The sequence below is a fragment of the Candidatus Villigracilis sp. genome (assembly GCF_057083605.1).
This window is the reverse complement of record NZ_JBXMTI010000111.1, coordinates 1-10,845: the sequence shown is the minus strand read 5'-3', so window position 1 is coordinate 10,845 and position 10,845 is coordinate 1. Positions and strand designations below refer to the sequence as shown.

Below are 10,845 nucleotides of genomic sequence, written 5' to 3'. Positions count from 1 at the left end.
GAAGGATCAGATCTTTAAGTTTCTATATAATTCTCTCTACAGCACAAGCCTCTATTTTCCGTTATTGCGAGATGCCGATCTTGCCTTTTGGCAGCGAAGCAATCTCAGAATTGTAGCTGGGATTGCTCACCGCACTGGCGTACGGCGCAAGTGTCGGGCACGGGCAAGAACGCCCTCGCAATGACGGGTGTGTGTAGAGAAATATAGTTTATGTTTCTGTGTTGATGGGTTCTTGGAACGAGCTATTCGTCGCTTGAACTGTCCTCGCCCAGATCGGGCAGGACAGATTCGATTTCTTCAGGGCTCTGACCGGCTTCCAGCCTATCCACCACTTCGTCAAATTCTGCTGGCAGGTCTTCGCCCATTTCGCCGCCCATTTTTCGCATCATTCGGCCCAGGGCTTTGGGGTCATCTTCCAGGCCTTCAAAACCCGAGAAATCATCTGCCATTGATTCGAGACGGCTGTCATCGGTTTTAGCAATGCGCACCTTCGTCATGCGGCGGCGGACTTTGTCACTTCCACAGTGTGTGCAATTCACAAGCTTGTTTCCATATTCACTGAAGGTCATGAATACGTCAAAACGTTTTTCGCAGGCATTGCAGATAAAGTCATAAGTGGGCATAGGCTTATTTTAACCGAATCAGGCTGGGGGACGCAAGAAGCGGCTCGTCCTCTTTGGTAAAATACATAAATGCCCAATACATTCGAACTCCGCAAATCCCATCCGCTTTTAATCGTTATATCCGGGCCGTCTGGCGTCGGCAAAGATTCAATCGTGCAACGCATGATAGAACGCGAATTTCCGTTTCACTTTGTGGTGACCGCCACCACACGTGAAAAGCGTGAAAACGAAATTCATGGGAAGGATTACCTGTTCGTTTCAAAGGATGAATTTGCGCGCATGATCGAAGAGAATGAACTGATCGAATATGCGATGGTGTATGGTGATTACAAGGGCATTCCAAAGGCGCAGGTGCGCGAGGCGCTTGCAAGCGGCAAGGATGTGGTGATGCGCCTGGATGTGCAGGGAGCCGAATCTGTTCGCAAGCTTGCCCCTGAGGCTTTGTTGATCTTTATTACCTGTGAAAGCGAAGATGAATTGGAGCACCGTTTACGTGAGCGCAAGACTGAAACGGCTGTCTCTTTATCACTGCGGATCGCCACGGCACGCAAGGAATTGCAGCGAATAGAAGCCTTCGATTATGTGATCGTCAACCATGATTTTCATTTGGATGATACCGTTGGAAAGGTACGGGCCATTATTACTTCGGAACATTTACGCGTACATCATCGCCAGGTGACTTTATGAATCAAACCCCCGCTTCGCCGCTTAATCCCGAGTCTGCTCCTACAACCCAAACAGTTCGCATCGCCTTTCCATCTTTAGCACCCACCGTAACGTATGCTCTGATCGGCTTTACTGTATTCGTTTATCTTTTGCAGAAGGCAAGTGTTTTGCTCTGGGGCTACGCCATCTATGAAATAGACTGGCTTGAGGTCTATGGCGCACGTTTCAATGACGCCATCCGCGCAGGCGAGTTATGGCGCTTCATTACACCTGCCTTCCTGCATGGTTCCGTTCCGCATCTCTTCTTTAATATGTATGCACTCTTGTCGATAGGGTCTTTTATGGAAAGGCAGCTTGGGCATGGCAGGTTCGCGCTGTTATATTTTCTGGGTGCATTTGCCGGGAACGTGTTTTCCTTTCTCTTCACCAGTGAAGGCGGATATTCAGTCGGTGCATCCACCGCTGTGTTTGGGCTGATCGGGGCAGAGCTGATCTTCTTTTATCAAAACCGCGAGTTATTTGGCAGTCAGGCGCGGCAGGCAATCAGCAATACGATTTTCATCATTGCCATCAATTTGTTCATTGGCTTATCGCCCGGTATCGACAATTGGGGTCACGTTGGCGGCCTGCTTGGCGGCACGATCTTTACCTGGTTCGCCGGTCCGCGTTGGATGGTAACAGGCATACCTCCCGAAATGACTTTGGTGGATCAACGCGAATCACGTGAGATCGTTACAGGTCTTGGCCTTGTTACTCTTATTTTTAGTGGGTTGGCAATTTGGGGATTGTTCTTTAAATAAAGCCGTTACTCGAAACAACGAAAATCGTTAATTCATCCGCAGATGACGCAGATTGAAAGAAAAATCTGCGTCATCTGCTAAATCTGCGGATTGTCTTGACTATTCAATCAGACTCAATAAATCCAGTTTCGAGGCCTTTACATAGGCGGCAAATTCTGTATATGCGGCATCTTCTATCACTTGAAATTCATCGATGCCGTAAACAGTTTGTATGGCGGCCTTGCCTTCGGGCGTGAGCATCAGGTCAATAAAGGCGCGCTGGATCACGCGGCGCATTTCAATCGGCAGGGAATTTGCAATCGAAATATTTTCATATGGAATGACATTGGGGATTCGCCAAATGACGATCACTTTTTCCATCACATCCGCATAATCCGCTTCGAGCGCAGGCAGGTCGCGGGCATCGACGAAGGTCGCGCCGAAATCGCAGATGTCATCCACGTAGACCGCGCGCACCACATTCGGCTGACCTGCGAGGAATGCTCCGCTTCTTATCTGCACCCCAGCCTGATTCAGCAATCCGAACGGCACTACATACCCTGAGAGCGAAGTCTCATCGCTCCAGCAGGCTTTCTTTTCTTCAAATTGCTTCAAAGCGATGGAGGCGTCTATCGTGTTTTCGCCGCGAGCCGCATCATAATAGGATGTGAAATTTTTATCGCGGTTGGCAATGATCTGCGCACCATAGAATGTACCGCCGTCACGTACTCTTGCCAGCACGGCTGTGACTGAGTCATTGTCACGCGCCAGCAGATAGGCATAGGGTGAGAGAGATCCAATATGTGCATTGCCTTTGTCGAAAGCATCCACCAGCACTTGCTCGGAAGCTGGGATGACGGTCACAATCCGATAGCCGGTGTGGGATTCAATGAAGGCTGCGATTGACTCTCCCGCTGTGATGGTCTCATCGGTTGGGTGTGTGGAAGGGGCCAGGGCCAGGATCAATGGATTTTGTTCAGTGCCAGGCTCGGGCGTGGCGGGAGGCGTTTGGGTGGGGGCAGGAGTCTGCGTGGGCGTTGGAACCGGCGTGGGAGTCCCCAAAGTCACCTGCATAGGGAATGAACATCCAAAAATAACGAGGGATAGCGTAATTAAGATTTTTTTCATCTTTGAAGAATGGTTGCGCGCAATCATAATGATATTGCTATAATAAGACAAGGAAACAAAATACCGCGTGAATCACCAAACCAGAATTTTAGAGTTTATTAATAAGCGGTAGAAAGGACGAAAATGAAGAATACTTTCAACACGATCATGTCCATCCTGATTTTAGTGGTGTTGGCGGCTGGCGTCTATTTTATCGTACAGACCGTTCGCGAGAGTGCGGCGGCAGCCACAGCTCCGTTCCAGGGAATTAACCAGGCCAATGAGTCATTGCAGACCCAGGTTTCGCAGTTGATGAATCCCACACCTACGATCATACCCGACCCGGTCACGTATATCAATGAAATCCGCGCATTGGCTCGCCTGGAGACCATTCAATATAGTGTGGAAAAAGTAATCACTGCCGAAGTAGGGCAGGGAACATTTGGCTTCGCGTTCGGCGATAAATTACTGTTCGTGGCACATGGCATCGTGATCGCAGGCATAGACATGGAAAAATTACAGCCCGGTGATATGCGTTTGGAGAATGGTGTGCTGTATGTGCGCTTGCCTCCCACCGAGATTTTTATTGCCACATTGGATAACGAAAAATCCTACGTCTATGACCGTGACACGGGTTTGCTCACCAGGGGCAATGTAGACCTTGAAACGCTGGCCCGCCAAACGGCAGAAGATGAGATCCGCAAGGCCGCGCTGGAAGATGGCATCCTTGTGCAGGGTGAACGGAACGCAGAGGCGTATCTGCTCAAGTTCTTTACTGCATTGGGATATCAGGCAGTGATATTTGACCCCGGCTTTTAGGATGTGAACCCGAGCTGCCATCTTGCAGAATTCGCGCAGAACTTAACGCAAAGTCGCCAAGACGCTAAGATTTAATGTTTTCTTTCTGGCTTTGCGTTAAAAATCCCGGTTGAAAGCAGAACAGGAAAGAGTTACCAAGCCTGCAAGATTAACCGCTCTCTTGAAATGGAGGTTAGTAAATGACAGACATACTGAAGATCACAAAGACTGAAGGGCCCGTACCCATCCTGCATTTCGAAGGCCATTTGGATGGACAGACTGAAAAGCTTGCGGTTGATGCCGCGCAGGCCGTGCTTGATTCTGGCTCGCGCAATTTGATCATTGATATGAGTCAGGTGCACATGGTGACGAGCGCGGGCTTACGCGCCTTGCATACCATTTATAAAATGTTCACCCCGAACGATGAAATTCAGACCTGGCACGTTGAACATGCAGATGAAACTTTCAAGTCACCATACTTCGTATTAGCTCAGCCCTCCTCGCAGGTCCATTATGTGTTGAGCATTGCAGGCTTTTTGCAAAGCATTTGCATTTACCCAACCATGCAGGAAGCGCTTGATTCGTTTTCAACTTAAGTCAAATTCACAAGCATAAACGGCTATGATATACTTTTGTTATGAGTAAAATTCTCAAACCTAAAAAAGTGGATTTTAGCGAACTCACTCGTATGCTGGAAAAATACGAGCGGAAGTTTGGTTATTCCACGATTGAATTTTTTCACCGCTATTCGGAAGGCAAATTGGGCGACGATGACGAGTTCATGATGTGGGCTGGAATTTATCATCTCTATCTGACCTCACTCCCTGTACGTAAGTTCATGCGAAACGATATGGCTCTGGCTGGATGAAAATTGGGGATTACTTTTCGGGGATCGAGCGCAGTCTGCGCCGAATCAAAGGTGCGGAAATTCAAGGTCAAGTAACCTGCCTGGCATCGGATGACTATAATGGTCTGGTTCGATGCCGGGTTTTATTTTGGGAGGAAAGTTATCTCGACTTGTATGAAGTGGTTAGCACGGAGTTAGGCTATCCTGTCAAAATTCATTATTCGTACACGTTCATAAAGGATGGGAAACGTGTTTTTCGCTATGACAACGCGCCTCATCATCCAGAAATTCGCACACACCCACATCATAAACATAGCGGCTCTCGCGATGTGCTATCAGCCACGCAAGAGCCTACACTCGCTCAAGTTTTGAGTGAAATCGAAAGTTTTTTAACTCGTTTATAACCTATGGGTTATCTTTTACTGGCAGGCGGCGCGGAGTTTAGCGGGCAGATGTCCGCGCCCGATTTGCATGCCATTAAATTGGCGGGTGGGTTGGATGCGCCGATCTGTATCATCCCCACCGCCGCCGCGTTGGATAACAATCATAAAAGAGCGGGGAATAATGGAATCCGCTGGTTCAAAAGCCTCGGTGCAAAAAACGTTTTCACTGTGGATGTGATCGACTCTGCCAGCGCAAATGACGTCTCCCTCGCCGCCTTCATTCGAACCTCACGCCTGATCTATTTACTGGGAGGTTTTCCCCACTTCCTGGAAAAGACACTTGCGGATAGCGCCTGCTGGCAGGCTGTGCTGGATGTATATCATCAAGGCGGGGTGATCGCGGGCAGTAGCGCGGGCGCGATGGTCTTATGCGAACATTTTTACGACCCGTATGAAAAGAAATTATTGCGCGGCCTGAATTTAATTCCTAATACTTGTGTATTGCCCCATCATAATAATTACGGCAAAGCATGGGCGAAGCAGCTTGCACAGCAGTTACCTGACGCAATATTAATTGGCATAGACGAACATACTGGCATGGTGACCGATACGGAGGGCGAATGGCAGGTGTATGGCGCAGGGGAGGTCACGCTGTATCGGAGCGGATCAACTGTCCGTTACGGAAGAGGCGAAAGGTTCTCATTCTCATAAATCAGACATATAATTCGTCCAACCTGGAGGAGCCATGGATATAACTTTGAAGATCACAAAAGAATTGATGCAGGCGAATGTACCGGTCACCGTGCTGCATTTGCGCGGCTGGCTGGATGCCCAAAGCGAGGAACTGCTGCTCACAGCGGCGCGACAGGCATATGATGAGGGTGGGCGTTTTTTGCTGTTAGATCTTGCCGAAGTGGATACGCTTACCAGCGCCGGTATGCGTGCCATTCAAAAAGTATATAAGTTATTTACGCCTGAGGATGAACAATACAAAGTTGCGCGTGTGAAGTTATGCAATGCGCCTCCGCAGGTGTATCACGTGCTTGGGATCACAGGCTTTTTGCAGAACATCCCAAATTACGAAACCACACAGGCTGCATTGGATTCGTTTAAGGAATAGATTCATCCTTTTGGATTTCAAACCTGACTCACCCCGAAGATTATTTTCGCGGGTGAGTTTGTTTTTTAAATGAATTCCTTTGTGTACTTCGTGCCCTTCGTGTTAAGAAGAGTTTTTTCAATAGGCTCGGAAGTATGAACTCTCCCGTCAGCCGTAAGGATTTATTAATATCTTCCCTTCAATAATCAAGTATGATTTCACTTATGAACGAACAACGCATCCTTATTGTTGAGGACGAGCCAAGCCTGGCAGAGGTGGTGAGTCTTTATTTAAGCCGTGCCGGGTTTCAAGTGCAAATTGCCTCGGATGGCAAACAGGCCATGAATATCCTCGAAAAGCAGATACCGGACTTTGTGATTCTGGATTTGATGCTACCAGAAGTGGACGGGCTATCCTTAACCCGCTGGCTGAGGGATCGTTCAGATGTGCCAATCATCATGGTGACTGCGCGCCGCGAAGAGATAGATCGCATCGCCGGGCTTGAGATGGGCGCGGATGATTATGTGGTCAAGCCGTTCAGCCCACAGGAATTGGTGAGCCGTGTTCGGGCTGTGTTAAGGCGCACGGGGCGGGAGCAGGCCGGGGCGGAGTCTGAGCAGAATATCACCTTCGATTCCCTCACCATCAATTCGCTGACCCGCATTGTGATGGTGAAGGAGTCGCAGATCGAGTTGACCGCAAAAGAGTTCGACATGCTATATCATTTGGCGCGTCATCCCAAACAGGTTTTTACACGCGATCAATTGCTCGAGCGTGTATGGGGCGGCGCGGAATATATTGACCCCGGAACCGTAACGGTGCATGTGCGCCGCCTGCGTGAAAAGATCGAGAGCGACCCGTCTTCGCCAAAACACTTGCTCACCGTATGGGGCGTGGGGTACAAGTTCGAACCATGAAAACACCCATTACTTTGATCGCCCGTTTTATGATCGGCGTTTTGCTGATCTTCGTGATCTCGCTGGTCATCTTCAATATGTTAATGGCGCCGCCATTATACGAGTTGGGATTGATGGCGCTCTTCCTCGGCCTTACAGCGTTTGTCTCTGCGTTGTCCGGTTATTTCGCCTATCGCTTCGGGTGGATGTCGCTCTCGCCGACTTTGCGCTGGTCTCTTCTGGGCGGATACGCTTTATCAAGCCTGCTGACTTTTTTTAACGTTTGGTTCTCGGCACAGATGATGTTTGCCAGCCAGCATGACCTGCTGCTAGCCATCGTCCTGCTTGTCTTTGCAAGCGGTATGGCGATGGCGTTGGGATATTTTCTTTCAAGCACCATCACAGACCGGGTGCATTTGCTGAAGAATGCGGCTGAAAAATTGGCCGAAGGCGATTTGAAAACCCGCGTCCCTGTGCATGGGCGTGATGAAATAACCTCGCTTGCGCAAACCTTTAACCAAATGGCGGAACAACTTGAAGCGGTGGATCATAAACAACGTGAACTTGAAAAATTGCGCGCGAACTTGATCACATGGGTGGGACACGACCTGCAAACACCGCTGGCTTCGATCCGCGCGATCTTGGAAGCCCTTGAAGATGAAGTAGTGGATGACCCGAATACGATCAAGCGTTATTTAAATACTGCCCAGCTTAATGTGCGCTCCCTTTCCGCCCTGATAGATGACCTCTTCCAAATGGCGCAGTTGAACGCTGGCGGTATTCCGCTCGACCGCGAAAAATCATCGCTTGCAGATCTCATTTCCGACACACTCGAATCCTTTACTGAATTGGCCGCCCGTCAGCAGGTAAAACTTGAAGGCAGTGTGGATGCAAATATTGACCCCGTTATCATGGATACCCAGCGCATCGGGCGCGTGCTGAATAACCTGATTAGCAACGCGCTTCGGCATACACCAAGCGAGGGTGAGATAAAAGTCCTTGCGCGGCGCACAGGCTCAGGCGTGGAAGTGACCGTTTCAGATACGGGCGAAGGAATCCGTAAAGAGGATCTTCCTCATATCTTTGAAAGTTTTTATCGCGGTGAAAAATCTCGCAGCCGTAACACGGGCGGGGCTGGCCTTGGGCTTGCCATATCGAAGGGGATCGTGCAGGCTCATGGCGGTAATCTAATGGTGGAGAGCGAAGCTGGGCAGGGCAGTCGTTTTACGTTTAATTTACCCTAACATAACTCTCACCCTCATGTAATCCTTTTGTAAGGAAGTTTTCCTAAAATCGCATCATCCAGAAGGTGAACATGAAACGATTATTACTTGGATTAATTCTCTTATTGACCGCCTGCATGAACACACCCCAATCCTTTGAGTCTGTTATGCCAACTGTCAACGCTTCATTACCGGACCTCGGGCCTGCTCCCGAACTATCAAACGATACCTGGCTGAATGTGGATGCTCCGTTGCGCCTTGCAGATTTGCGAGGCAAAGTGGTGGCAATTGATATGTGGACCTTTGGCTGAATTAATTGCCAGCATGTGATTCCTTCGTTGAAGGAATGGGACCAAAAATATCGTGACCAGGGACTCGTCATCATCGGCAATCATTACCCCGAATTCTCCTTTGAAGAGGATCTGACAAATCTCAAAGCAGCTGTTGCAGATTATGGAATCGAATACGCCGTGGCACAGGATAATGATGGCGCTACCTGGCAGGCTTACAAGAACCGTTACTGGCCTACGTTGTATCTGATCGATAAGAATGGACACATTCGCTACGTCCACATTGGCGAAGGAAGATATACTGAAACTGAAGCCGCCATTCAAATACTACTTGCAGAGACTTATCCATAAAATTATTTATCAATGAGGAGAGACTTATGAACAACCCTTTTAAATCCGTTCCCGTTCGTTCATCTGAAATTACGCCGAAGGATGTCTATCTTTCGCGCCGTGACTTCATCAAAGCCGCGGGCGTTGTGGCTGGCAGTATGGCGCTTGCATCCTGTGCTCCCTCGGTAGCTGAAAGCACGGAACCCCCCGTTGACGCAGGCCCAGTCAAGACCGATGAACTGGGTGACCCCGCTAATACTTATGAAGAGATAACCAACTACAACAACTACTATGAATTCAGCACCAACAAGGAAGCAGTAGCTCCCTTATCAAAAGACTTTACCACCACACCGTGGACGGTAGAAGTTGGCGGCTTGGTCAACAATCCCAGGACCTTTGGTGTGGAAGATTTGTTGAGCCTGTTCCCACAAGAGGAACGCATCTACCGCCTGCGTTGTGTGGAAGCCTGGAGCATGGTCATCCCGTGGAATGGCTTTCCGCTTGCAAGTTTGCTCAACATGGTCGAGCCGACCTCGGCTGCGGAATATGTCCGTTTTGAAACTGTTTTTCGCCCCGAAGAAATGAAAGGACAGGGAAGTCCGTTCTATCCCTGGCCTTATCAAGAAGGCTTGCGCATCGACGAAGCTATGAATGATCTGGCGATCCTCGCAACGGGTGTTTATGGCGAGACCATTCTGCCGGCTAACGGCGCACCCATCCGCCTGGTTGTGCCATGGAAATATGGATTCAAATCCATTAAGGCCATTGTCAAGATCGAGTTGACCGCCGAAAGGCCGCAGACCTTATGGAATACGGTTGCAACCAGTGAATACGGCTTTTATGCAAACGTCAACCCGGCGGTTGATCATCCGCGCTGGTCGCAGGCTAGTGAGCGCCGCATCGGTGAAATTTCCCGCAGAGGCACACTGCCTTTCAATGGATACGGTGAACAGGTTGCCAGCCTCTACGAAGGCATGGACTTGCGTTTACATTTCTAAACAACTTAAGATTTCGGAGGTCTACCAAAAGTCTTCAAGACTTAAGTTTGATACGGCAGGCTTCCGAAATCTCCATTTATTACCAATGAATTATTACCAATGAAATTTTTTTCCCGCTACACCCCTCTTCAAATTGCCATTCATATTTATGCATGGTCTGCTTTGTTGTGGATCATCTTCGAATTGATGACAGGCACATTCTCCATCAACCCCATCCAGGAGTTGGAGCAGCGTACAGGCCGCCATGCAATTACCCTGCTTGTGCTGTCACTGCTTTGTACGCCCATTAACACCGTCTTCAAATGGAGCGAACCGCTCAAGCGTCGCCGCGCACTGGGCCTGTATGCCTTTATGTATGCAACCATTCACGTCATCATTTTTGTGGATCTGGATTACGGCCTGGCGTGGAGCCTTATTGTTCAAACTGTTTTGCAAAAGCCATATATTGTGGTCGGCATGACCACCTTTCTTATGCTCATCCCGCTGGCATTCACTTCATTCGATATTTGGAAAAAACGGATGGGCAAAAACTGGAAGCGCCTGCATCAGCTTATTTACTACATTGCCCCGCTCGCCGTATTGCATTTTGCCTGGAGTAAAAAAGGTGACATCTTCTCATTATCAGGCGACATCATCCGCCCGTTGATCTATGGACTGGTGCTCGCCATTCTCCTCACCCTCCGCATCCCTGCGATTCGAAAAGCCATCGCCTCTCTCCCGACCCGCAGCCTGACTCTACCTCGCAAAAAGGATTCTCAGCCTGAGGTGGATACGCCTTAAAAGAAACCGCTCGGTGCGGGGCTTAG

The 10,845-nt window shown here is 49.2% G+C and carries 16 protein-coding genes; 14 read left to right on the top strand and 2 right to left on the bottom strand.

The features are described from left to right. Positions 1-242 precede the first annotated feature (242 nt). Complete coding sequence (locus AC14M5_RS15895; RefSeq protein WP_484030669.1) at positions 243-623, bottom strand: FmdB family zinc ribbon protein; 381 nt, start codon at positions 621-623, stop codon at positions 243-245. A gap of 69 nt (positions 624-692) precedes the next feature. On the opposite strand from AC14M5_RS15895, the gene AC14M5_RS15890 reads away from it, so the two are divergent. Both AC14M5_RS15890 and AC14M5_RS15885 read left to right on the top strand, forming a co-directional pair. Next, positions 693-1,310 (top strand): guanylate kinase, encoded by a 618-nt coding sequence (locus AC14M5_RS15890; protein WP_484030668.1) that lies wholly within the window; start codon positions 693-695, stop codon positions 1,308-1,310. Beyond that, the gene (locus AC14M5_RS15885; protein WP_484030667.1) at positions 1,307-2,089 is read left to right on the top strand and encodes a rhomboid family intramembrane serine protease; all 783 of its coding nucleotides are present in this window, start codon (positions 1,307-1,309) and stop codon (positions 2,087-2,089) included. Before AC14M5_RS15890 ends, AC14M5_RS15885 begins: the two co-directional genes overlap by 4 nt. 99 nt (positions 2,090-2,188) lie before the next feature. Here the strand turns inward: AC14M5_RS15885 and AC14M5_RS15880 are convergent, their stop codons facing one another. Further along, positions 2,189-3,142, bottom strand: coding sequence for a phosphate/phosphite/phosphonate ABC transporter substrate-binding protein (locus AC14M5_RS15880; RefSeq protein ID WP_484030666.1), 954 nt, complete (start codon positions 3,140-3,142; stop codon positions 2,189-2,191). Between the two features lie 177 nt (positions 3,143-3,319). Here AC14M5_RS15880 and AC14M5_RS15875 point away from each other — a divergent pair, with 177 nt between their 5' ends. The 12 genes from AC14M5_RS15875 (at position 3,320) to AC14M5_RS15820 (ending at position 10,819) form a co-directional block, all read left to right on the top strand. Continuing rightward, positions 3,320-3,994, top strand: a complete 675-nt coding sequence (locus AC14M5_RS15875; RefSeq protein WP_484030665.1) for a DUF4230 domain-containing protein — start codon at positions 3,320-3,322, stop codon at positions 3,992-3,994. A gap of 179 nt (positions 3,995-4,173) precedes the next feature. Next, positions 4,174-4,569 carry an STAS domain-containing protein gene (locus AC14M5_RS15870; RefSeq protein WP_484030664.1) on the top strand — a complete coding sequence of 132 codons (396 nt, stop codon included), beginning with the start codon at positions 4,174-4,176 and terminating at the stop codon, positions 4,567-4,569. 41 nt (positions 4,570-4,610) lie between these two features. Further along, positions 4,611-4,841, top strand: a complete 231-nt coding sequence (locus AC14M5_RS15865; RefSeq protein ID WP_484030663.1) for a hypothetical protein — start codon at positions 4,611-4,613, stop codon at positions 4,839-4,841. Further along, positions 4,838-5,224, top strand: a complete 387-nt coding sequence (locus tag AC14M5_RS15860) for a toxin-antitoxin system TumE family protein (RefSeq protein WP_484030662.1) — start codon at positions 4,838-4,840, stop codon at positions 5,222-5,224. The genes AC14M5_RS15865 and AC14M5_RS15860 overlap by 4 nt, the downstream gene beginning before the upstream one ends. Before the next feature lie 3 nt (positions 5,225-5,227). Beyond that, on the top strand, positions 5,228-5,914 hold the full coding sequence (locus tag AC14M5_RS15855) for a cyanophycinase (protein ID WP_484030661.1): 687 nt from the start codon (positions 5,228-5,230) through the stop codon (positions 5,912-5,914). A 34-nt stretch (positions 5,915-5,948) separates the two neighbouring features. Further along, positions 5,949-6,323 (top strand): STAS domain-containing protein, encoded by a 375-nt coding sequence (locus AC14M5_RS15850; protein WP_484030660.1) that lies wholly within the window; start codon positions 5,949-5,951, stop codon positions 6,321-6,323. A 203-nt stretch (positions 6,324-6,526) separates the two neighbouring features. Next, positions 6,527-7,219, top strand: coding sequence for a response regulator transcription factor (locus AC14M5_RS15845; protein ID WP_484030659.1), 693 nt, complete (start codon positions 6,527-6,529; stop codon positions 7,217-7,219). Then, entirely contained in the window at positions 7,216-8,442 is a 1,227-nt protein-coding gene (locus tag AC14M5_RS15840; RefSeq protein WP_484030658.1) for a sensor histidine kinase, read from the top strand. The genes AC14M5_RS15845 and AC14M5_RS15840 overlap by 4 nt, the downstream gene beginning before the upstream one ends. A 71-nt stretch (positions 8,443-8,513) precedes the next feature. Beyond that, positions 8,514-8,732, top strand: coding sequence for a hypothetical protein (locus tag AC14M5_RS15835; protein ID WP_484030657.1), 219 nt, complete (start codon positions 8,514-8,516; stop codon positions 8,730-8,732). Between the two features lie 15 nt (positions 8,733-8,747). Continuing rightward, positions 8,748-9,062: a redoxin domain-containing protein gene (locus AC14M5_RS15830; RefSeq protein ID WP_484030656.1), complete on the top strand. Its 315-nt coding sequence runs from the start codon at positions 8,748-8,750 to the stop codon at positions 9,060-9,062. Between the two features lie 26 nt (positions 9,063-9,088). Then, entirely contained in the window at positions 9,089-10,039 is a 951-nt protein-coding gene (gene msrP, locus AC14M5_RS15825; protein WP_484030655.1) for a protein-methionine-sulfoxide reductase catalytic subunit MsrP, read from the top strand. Between the two features lie 99 nt (positions 10,040-10,138). After that, positions 10,139-10,819: a protein-methionine-sulfoxide reductase heme-binding subunit MsrQ gene (locus tag AC14M5_RS15820; protein WP_484030654.1), complete on the top strand. Its 681-nt coding sequence runs from the start codon at positions 10,139-10,141 to the stop codon at positions 10,817-10,819. Positions 10,820-10,845 lie beyond the last annotated feature (26 nt).